The organism is Actinophytocola oryzae (genome assembly GCF_004364325.1).
GTDB classification, from domain to species: domain Bacteria; phylum Actinomycetota; class Actinomycetes; order Mycobacteriales; family Pseudonocardiaceae; genus Actinophytocola; species Actinophytocola oryzae.
In genome coordinates this window covers 19,375-43,264 of sequence record NZ_SOCP01000007.1, presented here as the reverse complement: position 1 = coordinate 43,264, position 23,890 = coordinate 19,375, and the positions used below count along the sequence as shown (strand labels likewise).

At 70.8% G+C, this 23,890-nt stretch carries 19 protein-coding genes; 9 read left to right on the top strand and 10 right to left on the bottom strand.

All coding sequences use genetic code 11. The features are described 5' to 3' along the window. Positions 1-143: 143 nt before the first annotated feature. Positions 144-761 carry a DUF2238 domain-containing protein gene (locus CLV71_RS20320; protein WP_243866605.1) on the top strand — a complete coding sequence of 206 codons (618 nt, stop codon included), beginning with the start codon at positions 144-146 and terminating at the stop codon, positions 759-761. 60 nt (positions 762-821) lie between these two features. Then, positions 822-1,646, top strand: coding sequence for a DUF72 domain-containing protein (locus tag CLV71_RS20315; protein WP_133904662.1), 825 nt, complete (start codon positions 822-824; stop codon positions 1,644-1,646). Between the two features lie 353 nt (positions 1,647-1,999). Here CLV71_RS20315 and CLV71_RS20310 read toward each other — a convergent pair whose 3' ends face one another. Both CLV71_RS20310 and CLV71_RS20305 read right to left on the bottom strand, forming a co-directional pair. Further along, positions 2,000-2,722 (bottom strand): alkaline phosphatase D family protein, encoded by a 723-nt coding sequence (locus CLV71_RS20310; RefSeq protein WP_133904407.1) that lies wholly within the window; start codon positions 2,720-2,722, stop codon positions 2,000-2,002. A gap of 24 nt (positions 2,723-2,746) precedes the next feature. After that, positions 2,747-4,006: a glycosyltransferase family 87 protein gene (locus CLV71_RS20305; RefSeq protein WP_166664176.1), complete on the bottom strand. Its 1,260-nt coding sequence runs from the start codon at positions 4,004-4,006 to the stop codon at positions 2,747-2,749. A 185-nt stretch (positions 4,007-4,191) separates the two neighbouring features. Here CLV71_RS20305 and CLV71_RS20300 point away from each other — a divergent pair, with 185 nt between their 5' ends. Then, on the top strand, positions 4,192-6,165 hold the full coding sequence (locus tag CLV71_RS20300; RefSeq protein ID WP_243866604.1) for an ATP-dependent Clp protease ATP-binding subunit: 1,974 nt from the start codon (positions 4,192-4,194) through the stop codon (positions 6,163-6,165). Between the two features lie 103 nt (positions 6,166-6,268). On the opposite strand, the gene CLV71_RS20295 is transcribed toward CLV71_RS20300, so the two are convergent. The 5 genes from CLV71_RS20295 to CLV71_RS20275 all read right to left on the bottom strand — a co-directional run bounded on the left by CLV71_RS20295 (position 6,269) and on the right by CLV71_RS20275 (position 13,434). Then, positions 6,269-6,469, bottom strand: coding sequence for a hypothetical protein (locus CLV71_RS20295; protein ID WP_133904404.1), 201 nt, complete (start codon positions 6,467-6,469; stop codon positions 6,269-6,271). 94 nt (positions 6,470-6,563) lie between these two features. After that, on the bottom strand, positions 6,564-7,556 hold the full coding sequence (locus CLV71_RS20290; protein ID WP_133904403.1) for an aminoglycoside phosphotransferase family protein: 993 nt from the start codon (positions 7,554-7,556) through the stop codon (positions 6,564-6,566). A 25-nt stretch (positions 7,557-7,581) separates the two neighbouring features. After that, positions 7,582-9,840 carry a glycoside hydrolase family 3 N-terminal domain-containing protein gene (locus CLV71_RS20285; RefSeq protein ID WP_208297639.1) on the bottom strand — a complete coding sequence of 753 codons (2,259 nt, stop codon included), beginning with the start codon at positions 9,838-9,840 and terminating at the stop codon, positions 7,582-7,584. Further along, positions 9,837-11,801, bottom strand: a complete 1,965-nt coding sequence (locus CLV71_RS20280) for a glycosyl hydrolase (RefSeq protein ID WP_133904402.1) — start codon at positions 11,799-11,801, stop codon at positions 9,837-9,839. The genes CLV71_RS20285 and CLV71_RS20280 overlap by 4 nt, the downstream gene beginning before the upstream one ends. A gap of 10 nt (positions 11,802-11,811) precedes the next feature. Further along, complete coding sequence (locus CLV71_RS20275; RefSeq protein WP_133904401.1) at positions 11,812-13,434, bottom strand: extracellular solute-binding protein; 1,623 nt, start codon at positions 13,432-13,434, stop codon at positions 11,812-11,814. Positions 13,435-13,673: 239 nt separating this feature from the next. On the opposite strand from CLV71_RS20275, the gene CLV71_RS20270 reads away from it, so the two are divergent. The 4 genes from CLV71_RS20270 to CLV71_RS20255 are packed head-to-tail and all read left to right on the top strand — an operon-like array spanning position 13,674 to position 18,263. Beyond that, positions 13,674-14,732, top strand: coding sequence for a LacI family DNA-binding transcriptional regulator (locus tag CLV71_RS20270; protein WP_166664175.1), 1,059 nt, complete (start codon positions 13,674-13,676; stop codon positions 14,730-14,732). Beyond that, positions 14,729-16,351 (top strand): FAD-dependent oxidoreductase, encoded by a 1,623-nt coding sequence (locus CLV71_RS20265; RefSeq protein ID WP_133904399.1) that lies wholly within the window; start codon positions 14,729-14,731, stop codon positions 16,349-16,351. The genes CLV71_RS20270 and CLV71_RS20265 overlap by 4 nt, the downstream gene beginning before the upstream one ends. An 11-nt stretch (positions 16,352-16,362) precedes the next feature. Beyond that, positions 16,363-17,349 carry an ABC transporter permease gene (locus CLV71_RS20260; RefSeq protein ID WP_133904398.1) on the top strand — a complete coding sequence of 329 codons (987 nt, stop codon included), beginning with the start codon at positions 16,363-16,365 and terminating at the stop codon, positions 17,347-17,349. Next, the gene (locus CLV71_RS20255) at positions 17,346-18,263 is read left to right on the top strand and encodes a carbohydrate ABC transporter permease (protein WP_133904397.1); all 918 of its coding nucleotides are present in this window, start codon (positions 17,346-17,348) and stop codon (positions 18,261-18,263) included. The genes CLV71_RS20260 and CLV71_RS20255 overlap by 4 nt, the downstream gene beginning before the upstream one ends. Positions 18,264-18,316: 53 nt before the next feature. Here the strand turns inward: CLV71_RS20255 and CLV71_RS20250 are convergent, their stop codons facing one another. After that, positions 18,317-18,688: a hypothetical protein gene (locus tag CLV71_RS20250; protein WP_133904396.1), complete on the bottom strand. Its 372-nt coding sequence runs from the start codon at positions 18,686-18,688 to the stop codon at positions 18,317-18,319. Between the two features lie 36 nt (positions 18,689-18,724). Then, positions 18,725-19,027 (bottom strand): hypothetical protein, encoded by a 303-nt coding sequence (locus CLV71_RS20245; protein ID WP_133904395.1) that lies wholly within the window; start codon positions 19,025-19,027, stop codon positions 18,725-18,727. Between the two features lie 145 nt (positions 19,028-19,172). Here CLV71_RS20245 and CLV71_RS20240 point away from each other — a divergent pair, with 145 nt between their 5' ends. Beyond that, positions 19,173-21,605 carry an ATP-binding protein gene (locus CLV71_RS20240; RefSeq protein ID WP_243866603.1) on the top strand — a complete coding sequence of 811 codons (2,433 nt, stop codon included), beginning with the start codon at positions 19,173-19,175 and terminating at the stop codon, positions 21,603-21,605. Between the two features lie 39 nt (positions 21,606-21,644). Here CLV71_RS20240 and CLV71_RS20235 read toward each other — a convergent pair whose 3' ends face one another. Further along, positions 21,645-22,259: a TetR/AcrR family transcriptional regulator gene (locus CLV71_RS20235; protein WP_133904394.1), complete on the bottom strand. Its 615-nt coding sequence runs from the start codon at positions 22,257-22,259 to the stop codon at positions 21,645-21,647. Between the two features lie 88 nt (positions 22,260-22,347). Here CLV71_RS20235 and CLV71_RS20230 point away from each other — a divergent pair, with 88 nt between their 5' ends. After that, positions 22,348-23,814 (top strand): MDR family MFS transporter, encoded by a 1,467-nt coding sequence (locus CLV71_RS20230; RefSeq protein ID WP_208297638.1) that lies wholly within the window; start codon positions 22,348-22,350, stop codon positions 23,812-23,814. The last annotated feature ends 76 nt before the right edge of the window (positions 23,815-23,890 follow it).

Sequence of the window (23,890 nt, the reverse complement as noted above, 5' to 3'; positions counted from 1 at the left end):
GTGAATATCTGTCCGCGTGAATTCACGGGCGGGACGTTACGGTCCGCGTTTGGAAGAAATCTGGACGCGAGTTGAACGGACCGCCCGGCTTCCTCGGCCTCCCACGATCTGCGTGCCGCCACGGGATGCGGCACAGTGTTGCGATGGGTGTCCCCCGTCGTGAGGGTGTCGTGCTCGTCGGGATTCTCGTGGTCGCGCTGGTGTGGTCGGCGGTGGGTGCCAGGAGTCTCGGCACGTGGGCGCTCGAGGTCGTCTGGATCCTCGTCGGGGCGCCGCTGGTGATCCTCACCCGGCACCGGCTTCCCCTGACGCGGCTGGTGTTGTGGCTGCTGGTCGGCCACGCGGTCGTCCTCTGCTACGGCGGGCACTACACCTACGCCAGGACGCCGCTCGGTGACTGGTTCCGGGACCTGTTCGACACCCGGCGCAACGACTACGACCGCTTCGCGCACGTCGTGCAGGGCTTCGTGCCCGCGATTCTGGTGCGCGAGCTGCTGTTGCGGCTGACGCCGCTGCGGCGGGGTGGTTGGACGTTCACCCTCACCTCGGCGGTGTGCCTGTCGGTCGCGGCGTGCTTCGAGTTCGTGGAATGGGCCTCGGCCGTGGTCCTCGGTGCCGGTGCCGACGACTTCCTCGGCACGCAGGGCGACGTGTGGGACACCCAGTGGGACATGTTCCTGTGCCTGTGCGGGGCGCTGGTCGCGCAGCTGGTGCTCCGCCGCGTCCACGACCGTCAGCTCCCGGAACCGCTGCCCGGGTAGGGTTTGACCTACGACCGACAGGAGAGGGGTGGCGTGGCACGTCTTCACGTCGGCTGCGCGATGTGGACACACAAGGCGTGGCCGGGACGGTTCCTGCCGCAGTCGCTGCCGCCCAGGGAGCGCCTGCGGGCCTACGCGGGCTGGTGCAACGCGGTCGAGGGCAACACCACCTTCTACGCGACCCCCGCCAGGAGCACGGTCGCGACCTGGGCGCAGCAGACCGACCCCGGCTTCCGGTTCGTGGTCAAGCTGCCCAAGGTCGTCACGCACGAGCGCCGGTTCGCCGGTGTCGAGGCCGAGATGCGGGCGTTCCTGGACGCGGTCGAGCCCCTCGGTGAGCGGGCGGTCCTGTGGACCCAGCTGCCCGGCTCGTTCGGCCCCACGGACGTCGAGGCCCTCGGCCGCTTCCTGCGCAGGCTCCCCCTCGACCGCCGACGCGCCGTGGAGGTGCGCCACCCCGCCTTCTTCACCGACGCGGCCGCGACGACGCTGCTGGAGGGCACGCTGGCCGACGCGGACGCCGAGTGGGTGCCGTTCGACACGACGGTCTTCTTCGCGCGGCCACCGGTCAGCGAGATCGAGCAGGAGACCTGGACCAAGAAACCGCGGGTGCCCCGGCGGACACGGGCCCTGACCGACCGGCCCATCGTCCGCTACCTGGGCCGGGACTCGGTGGAGGAGACGGTCGAGGGCTGGCGGCCGTGGACCGGGGTGGTCGCCGACTGGCTCCACGAGGGCCGGTCGCCGACGGTCTTCCTCCACACCCCCGACAACGACGACGCGCCGGCACTCGCCCGCCGCTTCCACGACGACGTGCGGGCACTGGTGCCCGACCTCGAGGCGCTGCCCGAGCCGGCACCGGTCGAGCCGGCGACCCTGTTCTGACGCCGAGGCCGCGGACCTGGTCGGTCGGTGGACACTGCGCCGGTCTCGCGGGACACCGCGCGCCCGCCGGTTGGCACGATCGGCACACGGGGCGCGAGGGGCGCGAGGGCGCGACGTCCGAGTCGGCTGTCCGTCGCCGGTTCGGCCCGGTAGCCGAACGGCTGGGCCTGGTCGAGGTCCCGCTCGCCGAGCAACGTGGCCGTGTTCTGCGGACTGGACGACGCCCCCGACGGACTCTCCTACCGGTGGCTCCAGGACTTCCGCGAGCGGCTGCACCCGCGGCTGGTCGGACCGGCCGCGCGTGCGTTCGTCCTGGGCGCCGGTGGCCGCACAGCAGTCGCCACCAGGCCCGGTCAGGCCTGCTGCACGCCCGGCACCCGGTCCTCGACCACATAGCTCGCGCGTGTGGTCACCGGCGCGCCCTGCTGCTGGACGTGGGGCAGTACCCGGAAGTCGCTCCGCCACCGCTGTCGGTCGACGTTCACGCGCACGTACCCGCGTTGCGCGTTGAAGAACTTCAGGTGCGGGTTCGCCGCCAGGAAGTTCACGCCGTCGGTGTTCATGTCGGCGCCGTCGCCGCCGCTGGTGATCGACGTGCCCACGAACTCCGACGCGACCGTCGGGGAGGTCGGGTCGGCGTAGTCGCGCTTGAGGTCCCACGCGTAGTTCTGGTGGCGGTCGCCGGTGATCACCACCAGGTTGCGGACGTCGCGGTCGGTCTGGCCCATCGGGGCCTGGTTGCCGAGGATCTGCCACCGCGCGCGTGACCGGGACAGCCCGGTCAGCAGCCAGTCCCGCTGCGCGGCACCGAGGATCGTGCGGTTCGGGTCGAGGCGGTCCGCGCAGTCCACACCGTCGCCGTCGCCGCACGGTTGGTCGTCGCGGTAGGAGCGCGTGTCGATCACCGTCAGGTCGGCCAGGGTGCCGTAGCGCAGCCGCCGGTTGATGCGGATGTCCGGTCCGGCGGGCATCTGTGCGTGGCGCAGCGGCGCCTCGGTCTTGTAGAGCGAGTACTGCAGCCGCTCCGGGTTGCGCCGCGCACTGTCGGGAAGCTCACCGACCACGGCCGACAGCATGCACCAGACCCCGCACCACCCGCATCAGCTCGGCGCCGCGGTGCCGGCGTGCCTGCGACGGAGAGCCAGGCGTGCGGCGACGACCAGGAACGCGATGGCCACGACCGGATACGTGTGGACCACCAGGTGTTCCCACGGCGACCAGGACGGGCCGTTCTGCGACGCGAGGTCGTGTGGCGACACCACGAAGGCCACGGAGGCGACCGCCGGCACCACGACGGCCCACCGCCGGCGCCGCGTACTCGCCGTCTCGTCGGCCAGCGTGGTGAACACGTGGTGGGCGATCATCAACCAGGCCATCGCCAACCACACCCAGTGCGCGACCCAGGACAGCGGCGACACCAGCAGCGCCACCGTCGCGGTGGCCAGCACGGCCGGCAGCCGGTCGGCGTACCGGATCGCGATCGCGCCCGCGACCAGCACGACCAGGATGAGCACGACCCGCGCGACCAGCTGCGCGCCGTCGGGCAGGTGGAGCCGGCTCAACGACGCCGCGATGGTCTGGTTCTCCCTGGTCGCGGGCCCGGAGACGCGGTGCGGCTGGAACAGCACGCCCCCGAGGAAGAACCGCGTCGACTCGCGGGGTGCCAGGGCGAAACCCGCGCCCGTGGCGACGACCGTGGTGATCGCGGCGGTCGCCAACGCCCGGTAGTCCCTGCGCAGGAGGAAGAACAGCAGGAACGCGGCCGGGGTGATCTTCACGGCCGCGGCGAGACCGACCAGGACGCCGCGGGGCAGGCGTGTCGTCGGCGCGAGGCAGTCCACGAGTACCGCGGTCATCAGCAGGATGTTGATCTGCCCGAGCCCGACGGTGGTCCGGACCGGCTCCAGCACCGCGAGCACGGGCATGGCCACCGCGACCAGGCGAACCGTCGTGTACACCGGCGCGGTCGGGCGAAGCCGCCGCAGCACCACGTAGCCGCTGACGGCGAGGCAGGCCACGTTGGCGACGACGATCGTCACCTTCGCGACCGCGAACGAGGTCAGCGTGAACGGCGCGAGCGCGATGAGCGCGAACGGCGGGTAGATGAAGTCCGGCACCCAGCCCACCGCGCGCGACGACAGGGAACCGTAGAGATCACGCCCCTGCGACCAGGCGGCGTTGCCCTGCCAGTACGCGTGCAGGTCGATGAAGTGGTTGTGGAACGTCGGCACCAGGACGAGTTCGAGGACCACGACGACGGCGAGGCTGACGCCGACGACCTGCCAGTGCCGTCGCGAGGACGGTGCCAGGACGAAGTCCCTGGCTCGTTCCCGCAGGCTGACGCGAGGCGAGCCGGCCACGCTCGCAGGCGGGTTTTCCGTTATGCGTAAATCCTCGGCCACGTCGCAAGGACGCACGTCCCCCGGACCAGGTTCACCGGCCGAACATGACCAGGGTCACACCAGCCCTCGTCGGCGCGGTTGCACCCGCCCTCCGAGCGAGGAGGATTGGTGATACAGCAGCTCCACGGAAGAGGTGGCGAGACATGGCCGACGACTTCTTCGGCTTCGGGCCCAATCCCCTGGAGGGCCTGGTCGGCCGACTGTTCGCCGGTCTCGGACCCCCGGGCTCGGAGACCCGCCGGGCGGAACGCTTCGGCCGCGACCTGACCGCCGCGGCCAGGGACGGCGCGCTGGACCCGGTGATCGGCCGGGACGACGTGATCGACGAGATCGTCGAGGTGCTGTCGCGCCGCAGCAAGAACAACCCCGTCCTGGTCGGCGACCCCGGCGTGGGCAAGACCTCGATCGTCGAGGGCATCGCGGCGCGGATCGCGAGCGGAGACGTGCCACCCACGCTCAGTGCCCGCCGGCTGATCTCCGTCGACCTGGCGGCCGTGGTGGCGGGCTCGAAGTACCGGGGCGAGTTCGAGGAGCGGCTGCAGGGCGTCATCGACGAGGTCACCGCGACCAACCGGATGATCGTGCTGTTCATCGACGAGCTGCACACCGTGATCGGCGCGGGCAGCGCCGAGGGCGCGGTGATGGACGCGGCGAACATCCTCAAGCCTGCGTTGACGAGCGGCCGGTTGCAGGTCATCGGCGCCACCACCGCCGAGGACTACCAGCGCCACATCGCGAAGGACGCCGCGCTGGAGCGCAGGTTCCAGCCCGTGGTGGTGGACGAGCCGTCGGCGCAGGAGGCCGTGGCGATGCTCAAGGGGCTGCGCGGGCGGTACGAACGCCACCACGTCGTCCGGATCACCGACGAGGCGGTGGTGGCGGCCGTGGAGCTGTCGGCGCGGTACGTCACCGAGAGGTTCCTGCCGGACAAGGCGATCGACCTGGTGGACCGGGCGGGCGCGCGGGTGCGGCTGCGGCAGAAGTCGGCTGCGCCGGACCTCGAGGCGCTCGAGGCACGGGTTCGCGGCCTGGAACAGGAGGACGACGAGCGACTGGCCGACGCGATCGAGGAGCTGTACGCGGCCAGGGCGGCGCTGGCGAGCGCCCCGGAGGTCCACGCGAACGACGTCGCCGAGGTCGTGTCGCGCAGCACGGGCATCCCCGTCGCGCAGCTGACGGAGAGCGAACGACACCGGTTGCTGCACCTGGAGGAGCAGCTCCACCGGCGGATCGTGGGGCAGGAGGAGGCGGTGGAGGCGGTGGCGGACGCCGTGCGGCGGAGCAGGACGGGGCTGAAACACCCGAGGCGCCCCATCGGGTCGTTCCTGTTCCTGGGGCCGACCGGCGTGGGCAAGACGGAGGTGGCGCGGGCGCTGGCCGAGTCGCTGTACGGGTCGGCCGACCGGCTGGTCAGGCTGGACATGAGCGAGTTCGCGGCGGAGCACACGGTGACGCGGCTGACCGGTGCGCCGCCCGGCTACGCGGGCTACGAGGACGGCGGCAGGCTCACCGACGCCGTCAGGCGCACGCCGTACTCGGTGATACTGCTGGACGAGGTCGAGAAGGCACATCCGGAGGTGTTCAACACGCTGCTCCAGGTGCTGGACGCGGGCAGGCTGACCGACGCGCACGGCCGTACCGCCGACTTCGCCAACACGGTGATCATCATGACGTCCAACATCGGCGCGGACCAACTCCTGGCCGCCGCGATGTCCGGTGTCGGGGTGGAGCAGGTGCGGGAGCCGTTGCTGGCGACCGTGGGCCGCTACTTCCGGCCGGAGTTCCTCAACCGGCTCGACGAGATCATCCTGTTCCGCGGCCTGGACGCCGAACAGCTGCGCCGGATCACGGCACTGCTGCTGGAGGACACCCGCGAACGCCTGCGGGAACAGGACATCACGTTGGAGGTGGACGAGACGGCACTGTCGTGGCTGGCGTCGTCGGGTTACGTGCCCGAGTACGGCGCCCGGCCGCTGCGCCGCGTCATCGCGAGGGAGGTCGACCGCAGACTCTCCCACGCCCTGCTCTCTGGTGACCTACGCGGCGGACGGCACGTCACCATCGGCATCAAGGACGACGTACCGGTACTGACAATCACCGAACGGGACCACGACTGACCACCTGATCCCCCCGTGGTGGCGCCGGGGGCATCCGGCACCACCACGCTCCGGTTGATGGCCGCGTCCCGCCACCTCGGGGGCGCAGGTCGGGTCGGTGAGGTCACCGACCCGACCAGGTGCAGCTCTCGGGCAGCGAGGTCGTCATGGGCGCCGCGGGTCGCGGACCACTCCCGTCACCGAGTCCACGCCGGAGTGCCTCGTGGACGGGTGCTCGCCCCGCGCGTCCTCCCACGAGCACGATCATGATGGGCGCGACCCTCGTGCCGGCCGTGTTCTTCACCGCGACCATGACGCTGACCATGTTCTACTCCGACCGCGGGCAGGTACGCCGACGGACTGCCGAACTGACCGAGTGGCAAGCCGTGATCGGCCCGCTGATCTTCTGCTGGCACGGGTCACGGCGATCCGCCCGGCGTGGCTGTCGTGAGGTTGTCCGCCGCGGCGAGGAACGGCTCCGCTTCGGTGGTGTGGCCGAGGCTCAGCAGGAACAGCCCGGTGGAGACCAGTTCCGTGAACGCCCACTGCCAGATCGCCGCCGGGTCGGTCCCGGACTGTCGCCCGGCTCGTGCGCAGCGGCGGGTCAGCACCTCCAGCGCCTGCCGGGGCTCACTCGTCGCGAGGTCGTCGGTCCAGGCCTGGACGCCCCGGGCCTGGATCACGCCCAGGTCGTGCTCCGGCTCGGAGACGAGCCCTTCCGGGTCGACCAGCCGGAACCCCGCCCCGGACCGCAGGGCGTTGAAGGCATGCACGTCCCCGTGCACGAGCGTCGCCCGGCGCGGGTCGAACGCCGCCTCCCGCGCCGCGGCACACCGGACGGCCAGGTCCACGGTCGCCTCCGGGCACGGCCCGCCCAGTCGCTCCCACGTCGTGGCGACGAAGTCCGCCAGCCAGCGCGCCGCCTCGGCCCCGGTCGGCAGCCCGACGTCGGCCGGCGCCGGACGCCAGCCCCTGGCGGCCATGCCCACCAGCGCGTCCGCCTGTCGCTCCGGCGGCCAGCCCAGGGCCGCCATCGGCTCGCCGAGGCGTTCGAGCAGCAGCACGCGCCGTCCCACGTCGTACCGGAGCAGCTCCGCGTACGGATCACCACCCATCAGCCGCAGTGCGGTCAGCTCCCGCTCGAACGGGGTGAGCGCGTCGATGCCCATCGGGATGGCCGCCTTGAGCACGGCCTGCCTGCCATCGCGGCCCACCACGGTGGCGACGTAGGCCGCCTGACCGCCCGCCAGCGAGCCGCCGACCGTGATCGACCACTCGGCCTCCAGCTCCGCGAGCAGACCCCGCAGCCCGGCCAGCCACCTCTCCCCCGCCGCGCCCAGTGCCCGCACGGACCGCGCGACCCGGTCCGGGACCAGGACGGCCCCGGACGGACGCGAGACGGACTCCGGCACCGCTCCCCCAACCGACGCGTTGTGTTCACGCCATTATGTCGAACTCCGTCCTCAGTAGATCCTCGTCGCGGGAGGAGTGGCCGGCCAGCAGCTCGAAGCGGCCCGGTTCGACGCGACGGCGGCCCTCCGCGTCCACGACGGTGCACGCGGACGCGGGGATCGCGAGTTCGACGTCCACCACGGCACCGGGGGCGATGTCGACCTGCCGGAACGCTTTCAGCTCGCGTTCGGCCCAGGTCACGCTCGTGACGAGATCGCGGACGTAGACCTGGACGGTCTCGCGCACCGGGCGTTCACCGGAGTTGCCGAGGCGCACCCGGGCCACGACGACCCCGTCGGGTCGGACCGTGTGTTCCCTCAGGGTCAGGGACTCGTACACAGGCCGGCCGTAGCCGAGGCCCTCGCCGAACGCGAACAGCGGGTCCTGCGTCAGGTCGGCGTACCGGGACCCGTGCTGGCCGCGGATCTGGTTGTAGTACACGGGAAGCTGGCCGGCATGCCGGGGCACCGTGATCGGGAGCCGTCCCGACGGCTCGACGAGGCCCAGGAGCAGTTCGGCGATCGCGCGCCCGCCCTCCATGCCCGGGTTGAACGCCTGCACGATCGCCGCGGCCCGTGTCGCGGCCTCCGGCAGTACGGACGGCTTGGACTGGACGAGCACGACGATCACCGGCGTGCCCGAGCCGACGACCGCCTCCAGGAGCGCCTGTTGGCCACCCAGCAGCTCCAGTGTGGCGGTCGACCGTCCCTCTCCGGCGAGTGCGGGCAGGTCGCCGAGCACCACGACCGCCCAGTCCGCCGCCCGCGCGACCCGAACCGCCTCGGCCAGCAGCGCCGGATCCGGTGGGCTGGCCTCGAAGACGGGTGGGCGTGGCTGGCCGTCCGCGAAGACCGGGCCCTCGGGATCGGGCGTCATCGACCCGATGTCCGCGCCTCGGGCCGAGGTGACGTGCCAGCCGGCCGGCACGTGCCGGCGGAGACCGTCGAGCACCGTGGTGATCGTCGCCCGGGGATGTCCGTCGGGCAGCCAGTCGACCTGTCCCGACCGGCCCGCCCAGTCACCGAGCTGGGCGTCCGGGTCGTCGGCGTTCGGGCCGAGGACCGCGATCGTCCGCTGTGGACCGGCACCTGTCGGCAGCAGGGGCAGTGTGCCGTCGTTGCGGAGCAGCACGAGCGAACGGCGGGCGACCTCCAGGTTCAGCGCACGATGGGGCGCCGAGCCGATGACCGCCACGGGTGGCGCCGTGCGCCCGCCGTCGAACAGACCCAGGTCGAACTTCAGCCGCAGGATGCGGCGCACGGCGTCGTCGAGCTGCCCGACGGCCAGGTCGCCGCGTGCGACCGCTTCCTGGGCCGCTTCGGAGAACACCGGCGTGCTCATGACGATGTCGTTGCCCGCCCGCACGGCGGTGGTCGCGGCCGTGACGTCGTCCGCGAGGATCCGTTGCTCCCACACCATCCGCCCGACGTTGTCCCAGTCGGTGACGAGGATGCCGGTGAAGCCCCATTCGGTCTTCAGCACCTCGTCGATCAGCCACCGGTTGGCCGTCACCGGGACGCCGTCGATCGACTGGTAGCCCAGCATCACCGTGCGGCAGCCAGCGCGGACCGCGCGCTCGAAGGGCGGCAGGAACCAGGACCGCAGCGCCCGCCTGCTCAGTTCGGTCTCGGTCGCGTCGCGGCCACCGACCGTCTGGGAGTAACCGGCGAAGTGCTTCGCGCACGCCAGGACCGCGTCCGGATCACCCGGGCCGTCGCCCTGGTAGCCGATGATCATCGCGGCACCCAGCTCGCCGATGAGGTACGGGTCCTCGCCGAAGGTCTCGCCGACGCGGCCCCAGCGCGTGTCGCGGGCGATGCAGAGGACGGGCGAGAACGTCCAGTGCACGCCCGTGGCCGCGACCTCGGTCGCGACCATGCGTGCCGCGCGTTCGAGCAGCTCGGGGTCCCACGTGCACGCCATGCCGAGCTGGCTCGGCAGCACGGTCGCACCCGACCGGAAGCCGTGCCCGTGGACGCAGTCCTCCGCGATCAGCAGCGGGATGCGCAGGCGGGTGCGCGTGGTCAGCGCCGCCGCCTCCTCGATGCGTTCCGGCGTGGCGTGCAGGAGCGACCCCGCGAGCCTGCCCTGGACCGCGTCGACGAGGTCTCCCCTGGCGTCGAGCTGCAGCATCTGCCCGGCCTTCTCGGCGAGCGTCATCCCCCCGAGCAGGTCCTCGATCCGGGCGGCCACGTCCCGCGTGGTGTCGAGCCAGGGCGTCGTCCCGCCGAGATCGACGCTCACTGGAGGAACACCAGGTAGTCGATCTTCAGGCTGTCGACGTTCGGCAGCACGTCGTCGGCGTCGATCCGGAGCTGGACGGTCGCGTTCGCGGGCACGGTGACGTCCGGGAGGACGACCGAACCGTAGGAGTGCGACCACGAGCGGCCGTGCTGGGGGAACAGGACGCCCTTCTTCACGAGCGCGCCGTTGACGTACAGGGACGCGCGCTGGTCGGACTGCCAGCCCTGGTAGACGATCGCGACGCCGCGGGTCGCCGCCGGGGTGCCGGTGAACGCCAACGCGTTGCCGTCGCGGTACATCACGGCGAACTTGCCGCCGGACGCCCACGGGTCGCCGTGGTAGCGGAACGCCGGTCCGGTCAGGGTGCCGGACTCGCCCTCGACCACCCGGTAGGGCGCGGTGACGCCGGGGATGCCCGCCGGGGTGATCGCGGGTGCGGTGTGCGGCGCGCCCGCGGGGTTCCACAGCGCGCTGAACTTCGCCGAGGACCGCGGGAAGGCGACCGTGTCGTACAGGTCGTGGTCCCCGTCGGGAGCCGACACGTTGAAGTAGACATGCCAGGCGACGTTGTTGGCCGTGATCCAGTCGTGCATCATCTGCACGAAGTACGGGTTGTCGCCGCCGCCCATGCCGTCGGACCGTGCCGCGATGCCCCACTCGGGAAGGCCGAGCGGCACGCCCTGGTCCGCGGCGAAGCCCGCGATCATGTTCAGGCCCCAGTTGCCGTCGTTCACCTCGGCGTTCCAGGCGAGCTGCTGGCGGCGCAGGCGTTCGGCCGGGGTGGCGGTCTGGTAGGCGGCGCCGTAGATCGGGGTGCCGTTGTCCTGCGCCCAGGTCTGGTCGTAGTGGTCGATGCCGACGAAGTCGACGTAGTCGCGGCCGGGGAACGCCGCGGGTAGGTCGACCCCCCAGACCGACGCGGAGGGGTTCCAGACGAACCTGAAGTGCTGACCGGGAATGCTCCGCATCGTGGTCACGAACTGGCGGAACGCCTCCGCGAAGTCGGCGCACTTCTGTTCGTGGTCGGGGCTGTCCTGGTTGCCGACCGTCCACACGTACCAGCCGCCGTTGAACTCGTGCCCGAAGCGGATCACCGTGTCGGCGAGGCCTCTGCTGACCAGGTTCCGGCCGAGGGTGGCGTAGTGGGCGTTGTAGTCGCCGTCGGCCGCGGCGGCCAGGCTGCCACCCGACTTCGGGAACGGGTAGGCCGCGAGCAGGAGCGAGTGCGCGTAGGGCGTGCCGCTCCACGGGGCGAGCCGGTCACCGCCCTCGAGGTCGGACCACGTGTCCTGCGCGAGGAACTCCTCGGCCAGCGCCGGGGTGCGCCCGACCCAGCTGCCGAAGTCGGTCACGCCCGCGGGATTGCGGTCCCAGGCGTAGACGCCGACGTCGTTCACGCCGTGGTACTGCTCGGCGGGCGGGTTGCCCGACTGGTCGGGATACCGCGTGAACACGGTGCCCCGGTCGCCGCCCCAGCCCGCGAGCTGCGCCTCGAAACCGCTGTTCTGCAACAGGTTCGGCCCCGAGCCGACACCGAGGTAGGCGTCGTCGAGGTACATCGTGCCGCTCACGTCCGCGGCCGGGTACTGCGTGACGGCGCTGTCGACGACGGTGAAGACCACCTGACCGCTGTAGGTGCCGGTGGCGAAGCTCGACGACACGTACGTCCACGAGCCGGTGGCCTTGGGGCGAAGGTACTGGAGGTTGTCGCCGTTGGCCTTCGTGACCTTGACGGTCAGCGCGCCGGTGCCGCGCAGCCAGATGCCGAAGTCGTAGGTGGTGTTCGCCGTCGCGCCGGCGACGGGCTGCGTGATGTTCTTCCAGCCGGTCGTGAGTCCCTGGGTGGCGGCCCGCAGGGCACGCGATCCACCGTGGACGTTCGGGTCGGCCTGCGCCTGCTGCGCGAGGCCGGTGGTCATGAGGGCGCCGGCCACCAGGGCGGCCAGGAGTGAGCGGAACATCGTCGTCACCTCACCGTGGGTTCTTGGCGTGGGCCTGCGTGTACTCGGTGCCCATGGCGGTCCCGCCCGAGGACTTCCACTGGCTGACGGTGTCGGCCCAGCTGGAGACCGGCCTGTGGCCGAGCAGGATCTCGGTCCGCGCGTCGGTGACGATCTTCTGCAGCGTCGCGCCCTGCTTGGCGTAGGTCTCCGAGTACAGCCCGATGCTCGGGTCCTCGAGCAGTTCGGCGGCGACGGTCTTGTGGTAGTCGTACTGGGCGTCGACCCGGTCCCTGGGTCCCGGGCCGAGGACGGGCGCGGAGTCCACGACGTACTGCAGCGGCAGTGCCGTCTCGGTCGTCCCGAGGGCGGTCTTGACGGGCGCGCCGTCGCTCATCGTGTAGTGGGTGCCCTCGACGCCGTACTTGCGCAGCAGGTACTCCTTGGTGCCGAACGGCGAGGCGAGCCAGTTGAGCACCTCCAGGCTCCTGCGGACGGACTTCTCGTCGCCCTTCCTGACGGCCGACAGCGACAGCGCACCCGCGCTGGTGAACTGGTACGCCTTGCCGTCCGGTGTCTTCAGTGGACGGAGCGCGTCGATGCCGATGTCCGGGTAGCTCGCCGACAGGATGTCCCAGGCCAGGTAGCCGTCCGAGTGGAACACGCACGCGCCCGTGCCGAAGTTGGCGCGGGTCTGGTCGAAGGTCGCGGAGAAACCGTTGGGGTGCAGGTAGCCCTTCGTGATGAACTGGCGTGTCCTGTCGAGTGCGTCCGCGTAGGCCTCGCTCGTGATCATGTTGACGAACTCGCCGGACCTGCCGAGCTGCCAGGTGTTCGGCGCGCCGAGGGAGGCGGCGGCGAAGGTGAACAGGCGGTGCGGGTCGTCGAAGGCCCACCGCTTGTCCGTCTCGCTCGTGAGGTCCTTCGCGAGTGCGACGAAGTCGTCCCAGGTTCCCGGGTTCGGGTCCAGCGACAGGTCGTCGAGGATGTCCGAACGCGTGAAGATGACGGTACCGGTGGACATGCGGGCCACCGGGACGCCGAAGAGGTGTCCGTCGTAGACCATCGGCCGCCACGAGTCCGTCGGCAGGTTGGCGAGGTAGGGATAGTCGTGGCTCTTGTCGCCGCTCAGGTACGGGGCCAGGTCGGCGAACAGCGCGGGCAGCACCTGGCCGAGCCGTGGCGTGTAGAGCGGCAGGTTCATGATGTCCGGCAGGTCGCCGCCCGCGAGCACCGTGCTGGTCTTCGTCGGGTAGTCCGAGTCCGGGACCATGTTGAGCTCGAGGTCGGTACCGACGGCGCGGTCCAGCGCCTGCCAGAAACCGTTGTGGCTCTTGGCCGGCGGTGGCGGGCCGAAGACGTTGACCATCGCCGTGACCGACCCGCCGCCAGCGGGCGGCTTCGGGAACGCGGCGGGCGGCTTGGCGGGCAGGCCGTAGAACGCCGCCATGAAGGTGTCGCTGCCCGCGAGGTCCGGTCTGACACCGGTGTAGGGCAGGTAGGACGGCAGGATCGCGCCGTCCGCCGCACCCGAGGCACCGGTACCGCTGTTGCCGGGCCCGCACGCGGCGAGCGTGGCGGGGGTTGCCAGCGCGAGTCCGGCGAGGCCGGTGAGCTGGAGGAAGGATCGGCGACCGATCTGATGCTGAACCACTCGGTGGCTCCTTCGGGTCGTGGGCTGCGTCGGCCACGCGGAGAGATGTGATAAAGCGCATCATCATCTGGTTCGACCAGACCGTACAGAGCGATTTTCCACCGGTCAAGCCTTGTCACAGGTGTTGAAGAGCTGAGCATGCGCATTGATCCAGTGCGTCACGCGTGCCTATGATGAAGCGCATCATCACGGTCGGCACGGACACGTCGTACGCCGGCGCACTACGGGATGGAGATCCGGTGAGTCAACGAGGCACCACCAACCGTCGGCCTACGCAGGCCGACGTCGGCAGGCTGGCGGGGGTGTCCAGCGGCGTGGTCTCGGCCGTGGTGAACAACCGCATGGACGGCAGCGTCCGCGTCGGCCGGGAGGCCGAGGCCCGCGTGCGTGCCGCCATCGCCAAGCTCGGCTACGTGCCCAACATGGCGGCCCGGCAGCTCGCGGGCGGCCGCAACGACGTCATCGGTGTCTTCACCTACTCCCCCATCTTCCCGACCGCGGCGGAGGACTTCTACTACCCGATGCTGCAGGGCATCGAGGAGGCCGCCGAGCACGCCGGGCAGAACCTGCTGCTGTTCACCGGGGGGCCCGTCTCCCCGGAGGGCACCCGCATGATCTACCGGGACGGGGTCAACTCGCTGCAGCTCGCCGACGGGAGCATCCTGCTCGGCCGCGACTCCGACAGCGAGGAGGTGCGGCGCCTGTCCGCCGACGGCTACCCGTTCGTCTACATCGGACGCCACACCGAGGAGCACGGCGACGTCTCCTACGTGACCGCGAACTACGCCGAAGCCACGACCGCGGCCGTCACCCGCGCGGTCGGCCTCGGGCACCGGCAGGTCGCGATGATCGCGACCGACCTGTGGCACCCGGCCATGGCCGACCGTGCCGAGGGCTTCCACGCGGCACGTGCCGCACTCGGCCTCGACACCGCGCCGGTCTACTCCGTGCCGTCGACGGACCCGGTGGACGACCTGGTGGCTTCCGTGATCGACCAGGGGGTGACGTGCGTGTTCGTGGCCGACTGCCTCGTGGCGCGGGCCGCCGTGGCGGTGGCGACAGCACGGGGGCTGCGGGTGCCGGAGGACTTCTCCGTCGTGTCCCTGAGCGACTACCCGGGCGGCACCGACCCGGAGCTGAACCGGGTGACGAGCGTGCTGACGCCAACGCTCGACCTGGGTCGCGTGTCCGTCTCACTCCTGGTGGAACTTCTCACCGCCGACGCCCGTGAGCCGGTCAGCAGGGTCGTGGCCTGCGGTTTCCGTGACGGCGAGACCCTCGCGCGGGTGGCGGCGTGAGCCGCGGCCGTCGGGTCGACGTCCTCGTGGTCGGCGGGGGCACGGGCGGTGTCGCGGCGGCGCTGGCCGCCTGCGAGGCCGGGTGCTCCGTGCTGGTGGTCGAGGAGACCGACTGGCTCGGGGGCCAGCTGACCAGCCAGGTCGTGCCCGCCGACGAGCACCCCTGGATCGAGGAGCAGGGAGCGACCGCGAGCTACCGGCGGATGCGTGCGGCCGTCCGCGACTACTACCGGCGCAACTACCCCGTCCTGCCGGAGGTGGCGGCCGATCCTCGGTTCAACCCCGGCAAGGGCCGCGTCTCCCGGATCTGCGCGGAGCCGAGGGTGATCGCGGCCGTGATGGACGAGCTGCTCAGTGTCCACGTCAGCCGGGGCCTGCTCGACATCCGCCGCGAGCACACCCCCGTGGCGGTCGACGTCGACGGGGACCGGATCGTCGCCGTCACCGTCCGCGACGACCGGACCGGCGCCGAGCTGGTGGTCGAGCCGACCTACGTCCTCGACGCGAGCGAGCTGGGCGACCTGCTGGAGCTGGCAGGCGTGGAGAACGTGACGGGGTCGGAGAGCCGCGCCGACACCGGTGAGCTGCACGCACTGGACGGCCCCGCCGACCCCCTCGACCAGCAGTCGTTCAGCTGGTGCTTCGCGCTGGACTACCGGCCGGGCGAGGACCACACCATCGACCGTCCCGCAGAGTACGACCACTGGCTCGGCCACCGCGACCCGTTCTGGCCCGGCTCCCGGCTGTCCTGGTGGGAGGTGCCGCGCACCCTCGTGCCCTTCCAGCGGATGGTCTTCGAGAACAAGGACGACTACGGCCCCGGCAGCGACCACTTCGACCTGTGGCGGTTCCGCCGCATCCTGTACCGCAAGCACTTCGAGCCCGGTCTGTTCGCCAGCGACATCACCCTCGTCAACTGGCAGCAGATGGACTACTGGGGTGGCCCCCTGGTCGGCGTCGACCCGGCGACCAGGGCGGCCAACCTGGAACACGCCCGCCAGCTGAGTTTGTCCTTCCTCTACTGGATGCAGACCGAGGCGCCGCGTTACGACGGGGGCACGGGACTTCCCGGCCTGCGCCTGCGGGGCGACGCGGTCGGCACCACCGACGGCCTGGCCAAGTTCCCCTACATCCGCGAGTCGCGGCGCATCCGCGCCGAGTTCACGATCCTCGAACAGCACGTCGGCACGGCGATGCGCGCGGGGCTCGACGGCGCGGAACGGTTCGGCGACACGATCGGTGTCGGCAGCTACCGCATGGACCTGCACCCGAGCACCGGTGGCCGCGGCCCGGCACGCACGTACATCGACATCGACACCTTCCCGTTCGAGATCCCGCTCGGAGCACTGCTCCCCGTCCGCGTCGACAACCTCATCGCGGCGGGCAAGGGCATCGGGACGACCCACGTGAGCAACGGGTGCTACCGGCTGCACCCGGTCGAGTGGGGCATCGGCGAGGCCGCGGGCACGCTCGCGGCCCACGCCATCGACACGAGCGTGCCCCCGAGAGCGGTGCGTGCCGACGGACACCGGCTCAAGGAGTTCCAGCGGCTGCTGGAGCTGCGCGGCGTGCAGCTGTCCTGGCCCGAGGAACTGCGCTCGAAGCTCGAGTACTACTGAAGCGAGACGTCATGGCAACACACACCACGACGACCGTGGTGACCACCGCCGTACACCGTGGTCCCGCGCCACGACCCGGCAGGCGCAGGCCGGGGTTGCTCACCCGCCTGCGGACCGACAGGGCCTTCCTGCTGCTGGCGGTCCCCGGCCTCGTGCTCATCCTGGTCTTCCACTACGTCCCGCTGCTCGGGAACGTGATCGCCTTCCAGGACTACCAGCCGTTCATCCCGATCACGGAGGCGCCGTGGGTCGGGTTCGACAACTTCTCCGTGATCTTCGACGGCGACCCGGCGTTCCTGAACGCGCTGACCAACACCCTGGTCATCTCGTTCCTGCAGATCGTCGTGGTGTTCCCGATCCCCATCGCGTTGGCGCTGCTGCTCGACTCGCTCGCGAGCGAGAAGGTGCGGCGGTTCGTCCAGTCGGTCGTCTACCTGCCGCACTTCATGTCGTGGGTGATCGTCGTGGCGGTCTTCCAGTCGATGCTCTCGAACACCGGACTGCTCAACAACCTCATCACCGACGCGGGCGGCTCACCGGTGAACATCATCGGCGACCCCGAGCTGTTCAGGACGCTGGTCACCTCCCAGGTCATCTGGAAGGACACGGGGTGGAGCACGATCCTGTTCGTCGCCGCGCTGTCGCAGGTGGACCACACCCTCTACGAGGCGTCCGAAGTGGACGGTGCGTCGCGGTTGCGGCAGCTGTGGCACGTCACGCTGCCCGGCATCCGGGGCGTGGTCGTGCTCGTCCTGATCCTGCGCCTCGGCGACGTCCTGTCGGTCGGCTTCGAGCAGATCGTCCTGCAGATGGGCGCCGTCGGACCAACCGCGTCCGAGGTCCTCGACACCTACGTCTACAACAACGGCATCCTCAACGGCGAGTGGGGCACCTCCGCCGCCGTCGGCCTGGTCAAGGGCGTCGTGGGTCTCGCCCTGATCCTGATCGCCAACAAGGTGGCCCACCTCATCGGAGAGAACGGGATCTACCAGCGATGACCACCACCGCGCGGGTGTACCGCAGACACCGCACGCGTGCCCAACGCCGGCGGGCGGCGGCACTTCCCGTCCGTGTCCTCAAGGCCATGGTGCTGACCTTCTGCGTGCTCGTCGTGGTCGTGCCGTTCGTCTCGATCATCGCCACGTCCCTCGCACCCGCCGACCAGGTGGACAGGAGCGGTGGCCTGGTGCTGTTCCCGGAACACCTGGACTTCACCGCCTACGCGGCGATCCTGTCCGGCGGCACCGTGGCACGGGCTCTGGTCGTATCGCTGCTCGTGACCGTGGTGGGCACGCTCATCTCGCTGGCGGCGACCACGACGCTCGCCTACGCGTTGTCGAAGCCCGGCGCGCTGGCCGCGCGCCCGATCCTGTTCGTCGTGCTCTTCAGCCTGCTGTTCACGCCGGGGATCATCCCGCAGTACCTCATCGTCAAGGAGCTGGGCCTGCTCGACTCGTACTGGTCGCTCGTGCTGCCGGTCGCCATGAACGCCTTCAACGTCATCGTGATGCGCGCGTTCTTCATGGGCATTCCCGTGGAGCTGACGGACGCGGCGCGCACGGACGGCGCGAGCGAGTGGCGCATCCTGCTCCGCGTGGTGCTGCCGCTGTCGAAGGCCGTCGTCGCCGTGATCGGCCTGTTCTACGCCGTGGCCTACTGGAACAACTTCTTCTCCGCGCTGCTCTACATCACCGACACCGAGAAGTGGCCGCTTTCCCTGATACTGCGGACCTTCGTCGTCAACAGCGCGCAGATCAGCACGGGCGACCTCGGCGCGGTCGGCGCCGCACCACCACAGACCTCGCTGCGGATGGCCATCCTCGTGATCTCCATCCTGCCGATCCTGCTCGTCTACCCGTTCCTGCAGAAGTACTTCGCCAAAGGAGTGCTCGTCGGCGCGGTCAAGGGCTGAGACCGCGGACCCGGCGGTCACCCCCGGGCCCGCGGTCGACGACCGTCAGTCGATCAGCAGACGTCCAGCCACCAGATCGGATCGGTGAACCCGGTGATGTCGCCGTTGCGCAGCCAGCCCCAGCTGTTCAGCGAGGGCACCCACGCGTAGGTCTGCCATCCCCAGATCCCGTTGTGCTGGCACTGCGCGTAGATCATCTCGTCGGCGGTCGAGCCGATCGTCGAGGGGCCGCCGTACTCGCTGAACACGACGTTCCAGCGACCGACCCAGATGTAGCCCGGCTGCGGAACCGCCGACTGCGTCGCGGTCTCCACCGCGGTCGTCGGTTCGGCGGCGGACGCGGACCCCGTGGCGCCCAGCACGCCGGCGAACGCGAGGCCGCCGGTCAGCGCGGCCGCGACGAAGTACTTCCTGATACCCCGCATACTTCCTCCTGTTCGAGTTTCCCCGTGAGAAATGTGCTACACGCCGATGTAAAGGGCGTACCAGCGGCCGGTGGCCGCGTCGTAGTACTCCTTGCAGTAGTAATAGGTCGCATAGCCGTTGGTCACGTACCACAGCCCGGTGGAATGGCAGGCAGCCAGGTCCCGGGTGCTTCCCATGTACGTCTCGGCCGCCGTCGACGCCGGGGCCTGGCCCGCCACGGACTCGACCGCGCTGGTCGTTTCCGCGGCGGCAGAGGAAACGGTGGCGCCCATCGCGCCGAGGAGTGCGAGCCCCGCGGTGAACACGGCGACGAGAACGGGCTTTCCGAGATTGCGCATATTCTCTCCAAGTGTGGGTGCCGTAAAAAGACCCATCGGGTACGGGTGCATTGGCAACCGACGAACGTGAGTTTTCACTCGTCCGAGGGCGCCCGACACCCACAGGAAGCCCCACACTCGGCAACGTCGAGAGTTAGCATGAAGTGTGGGAGTTCCGCTCGAATCCTTCGGCGCCCTGCTGCGAAGGCTCCGGGAGCACAGATCTCTGACCCAGGAACAACTGGCGCAACGTGCCGGGGTGAGCGCCAAGGCGGTCAGCGCGCTGGAAAGAGGAGAACGCCGACACCCCTATCCATACACCGTTCGCGCACTCGCGCACGCACTCGGCCTGAGCGACGACGAGCGCGTGAACCTGGCGGCACACGTACCGCGCCGCGTCCGGCAGGGCAGCAGGGACAACGACTCCGGACACGTCGCGTCGGCACCCGCCGAGCCGGCAGTCGTCGTCGTGCCAAGGCAGCTGCCCTCACCGGTGCGCGACTTCACCGGGCGCGCGGCGGAGTTGGTGGCGCTCGACGCGTTGCTTGGGCAGGCGGCAGGCGCCGCGCCGACCGGCCGGGCGGTGGTCATCTCGGCGATCAGCGGCACCGCGGGCGTCGGCAAGACCACCCTGGCGGTGATGTGGGCACACCGGGTGCGTTCCTCCTTCCCCGACGGGCAGCTGTACGTCAACCTGCGTGGCTACGACCCCGGTCCACCGGCGGCGCCAGGTGAGGTGCTGGACGGCTTCCTCCGGGCGCTGGACGTGCCCGCCGCGAAGATCCCGCCGTCCCTCGACGACCGGGCCGCCCAGTTCCGGTCCGTGGTCACCGGGCTGCGTCTGCTGATCGTGCTGGACAACGCGGGCAGCGCCGAGCAGATACGGCCGTTGCTGCCCGGCTCGTCGTCGTGCATGGTCGTCGTCACCAGCCGTGACAAGCTCACCGGTCTCGCGGTCAGCGTGGGGATGCACCGGATAGCCATCGACCGGCTGCCCGACGAGGACGCCGTGACGCTGGTCCGCACGATCGTCGGCGGACACCGGGCCGACGCCGAGCCCGAGGCGGTGGCGCACCTCGCCCGGTTGTGCGACCGGCTGCCGCTCGCGATCCAGATCGCCGCCCAGCGGGCGATCGCCCACCCGCACGTCACGCTCGCCGAGCTGGCGACCGAACTGGTCGACGACGTCCAACGGCTGGAGGTGTTCAGTGGCGGCGCGGACCAGTTCACCGCGATCCGGCCGGTGTTCTCCTGGTCCTACCAGAGCCTGCCGGAGGCCGTGGCCGGGATGTTCCGGCTACTCGGGCTGAATCCCGGTCCGGACGTCGGCACCCCCGCCGCCGCGGCCATGGCCGGACTCGCCCCCCGGGCGGCACGGCGGCTCCTCGACGGTCTGGTCGAGGCCCACCTGGTGGAGTCCGCGGGCCTCGACCGGTTCCGCCTGCACGACCTGCTCCGCGCCTACGCCCGTGAGCGCGCCGAGGCCACCCACACCGAGACCGACCGGCGCGCGGCGGTGCACCGCCTGGTCGGCTGGTACCTCCACGCCAGTGCCGCCGCGGACGATCTGCTGCATCCCGGCAGGCGACGTGCGGTGGTGGACGCGGTAACGGCCCCCGAGCACGCCGCCGCCTTCGCCGACTACGACGCGGCGCTCGGGTGGTGCGAGACCGAACAGGCCAACCTGGTCGCGGTCGCCAGGGCCGCGGTCGAGACCGGGCTGGGTGCCGCCGCGTGGCAGCTCGCCAACAACCTGTGGAGCTTCTTCTACCTGGGCAAGCACTGGACCGACTGGGTCGCGACGCACGAGGTGGGCCTGGCGGCCGCGGTCGACCTGGCGGACGTGCGAGGGCAGGCCCGGATGCTCAACGGGCTGGCCACCGCGTACGCGGGCATGTGCCGGTACACCGAGTGCCTCGACCTCTTCCGGGCCGCCCGTGGGCTCTTCCGGGCGGTCGGCGACCGGTGGGGCGTCGGGAGCTGCCTGACCAACCTCGCCGACGTCTACCTCGGCCTTCGCGAGTACACGGACGCGGTCGAGTACGCCGAGCAGGCCGTGGAGATCTTCCGCGAGATCGGGAACCAGTACATCGAGGGCATCGCCATGGGCAACCTCGGCGAGGCGTACCTGGGTCTCGGCGCCTACGACGACGCCCTGACCCAGTTCCACCGCGTGCTGGACCTCTGCCGCGACATCAGCCACCGGCACGGCGAGGCCGTCACCCTGATCCACCTCGGCGAGGCGCACCTCGGGCTCGGTGCGTACGGGGAGGCGCTCGACCGGCTCTTCGAAGGTCTCGACCTCACCCGCGAGATCCGTGACCGGCACACCGAGGCCCTTGCCCTGAGCACCCTCGGCCTCGTCTACCAGGACACCGGCCAGCCGGAGCTCGCACGGCGCAGCAGGCTGGCGGCCCTCGGCATCTATGACGACCTCGGCGATCCCCGGGCCCAGGCTCTTCGTGACCAGCTCTCCCCACCGAAAGTCATGAACGGCAACCGAGGTGTGGCGGACGCGGGTGGCGACGGCGCCGAGCGAGGGCGGTTGGCCGATCAGCGTGGTGAAGCGGTGGGCGAAGGAGGCCCGCCCCGGCGGTGAGGGTCGCGACGGTCCACCGGCCGGGACCGAGCCGGGCGGTCAGGGCCTCGCGTACGGTCCCGTGACCAGCGGCCAGAAGACGTCGTCGACGATCGAGCGGATCCGCTCGGCGGTGACCGGCCGCAGGGTCATCAGGACGTCGTGGCGCACGAGCTGGAACGGCAGCTCGAGCACGTCCTGCGGGATCCGCGTGAGGTCGATCTCGCCGCGGTCGTGGGCCCGCCGGAACACGACGTCCGACCGGCGCGGGCCGTCGCCACGCACGATGTTGCGGACGTCCTCGGGGGTGAGTCCGGCGCTGTCGTGCAGCCCGGCGAACGTCGCGCCGACGAGGGTCGCCAGCTCGATCCGTCCGGCGTTGATGTTCGCGAGCAGCTCGATCATGTCCTCACGCAGGCTGCCGGTGTCGGGGATCACGATCGGATGGGTGTCGCCGTAGTGGCGGATGGCGGCGAACACCAGCTCGTCCTTGTTCGGCCAGCGCCGGTAGAGCACCGCGACCCCGGTCCTCGCGCGGTCCGCGACGGACTCCATCGTCAGCCTCGCGAAGCCGGCCTCGGCCAGCTCGTCCCATGCCGCGGTGAGCAGCGCGTGCTCCAGCTCGGTCCCCCGGCGTCGGCGTTTGACCGCGTCGGACGTCGTCTTCGTCGGCATGCACCCAGCATAAGAGAGGTTTGCATTCCTTCGCCACCGTCCCTACTCTCGACATTAAGGAATGGATCCAACTCTTATAGGGGGCGTGATGGCCGAGGACACGAACGACCGGGTCGACCCGGCGGTGCTGAAGACCGCGCTGATCCTGGTCGTCGGCGCGCTGGCGGTCGTGTTCGACACGACGATCGTCAGCGTCGCGCTGCACAAGCTGGCGACGGACCTCGACGTGCCGGTCTCGACGATCCAGTGGGTGACCACCGGCTACATGCTCGCGCTCGGCGTGGCGGTGCCGCTGTCCGCCTGGGCACTCGCCCGCTTCGGCGGCAAACAGGTCTGGATGTTCGCCCTGGCGGTCTTCCTCGTCGGCTCGATCGGGGCGAGCCTCGCGTGGGACGCGGGGTCGCTCATCGGCTGGCGGGTCGTGCAGGGGCTCGGCGGCGGGCTGATGCTGCCGGTGATGACGACGCTGGTCATGCAGGCGGCGGGTGGGCGCGCGCTCGGCCGCACGATCACCTGGGTGGCGCTGCCCGCGCTGCTCGGACCGATCCTCGGACCGCTCGTCGGCGGCGCGATCATCACCAGCCTCAGCTGGCGCTTCATGTTCTGGGTCAACGTGCCGTTCTGCGTCGTCGGCCTGATCCTCGCGGCCCGCCACCTGGAGAGGGACACGCCTGCCACGACCGCCGCGCGCCCCCGGCTCGACGCGTGGGGGCTCGTGCTGCTCGCCCCGGGCATCGCGGCGGTCATCCTCGGGCTCTCGAACGCCGGCACCGCGAACGGGTTCGACCACCCGGACGTCGTCACGCCGCTCGCCGTCGGCGTCGCCTTCCTGGTGGCGTTCACGGTCCACGCGCTGCACCGGCGCGACCCGCTCGTGGACATCCGCCTGCTCGCCACACGGTCGGTCGGGTCGTCGTTCTCGGTGCTGTTCCTGTCGGGCTGCGCACTGTTCGGGGCGATGCTGCTGCTGCCGCTGTACTACCAGGAGATCCGCGGCGTGAGTGCGCTGAGCGCGGGGCTCATGCTGGTGCCGCAGGGGGTCGGGACGATGCTCAGCCGCCAGATCGCCGGGCCGCTCACCGACCGCGTCGGGGCCCGCTCGATCGCCGTCGTCGGGTTCCTCGTCGTCGCGGCCTCGACCGTGCCGTTCGCCTTCGCCGACGCGACGAGCGACGGGTGGCTGTTGGCGCTGTGGCTGCTGGTCCGGGGCGCCGGGCTCGGCGCCGTCACCATGCCGGTCATGACGGCCTCGTACGTCGGCCTGGACCGCGCGCAGATCGCGCACTCGAGCGTCCTGACGCGGACCGCGCAGCAGATCGGCGGTTCGTTCGGCACCGCGGTACTGGCCGTCATCCTCGAGCAGTCCATCTCGGGAACCGGCTCGGACGCGGTCGTGTCGGGCTTCCACACCGCGTTCTGGTGGGCAACCGGCTTCTCACTCGTCGCGACCGCCCTGTGCGTCTGGCTCCCGGGACGAACGCAGGTCCGTGCCGCCGCGGCCGCGGTGGCAGGAGCGGCACAACCCGTGGTCGCACGCTCCGGTCGGCGAGGGTGACCCTGGTCTGAGGACTGTCCGGTCCGGACTGCCACTAGGCCGTTCGAGTGACATGTGGTCTAGACCCTTGCATTCA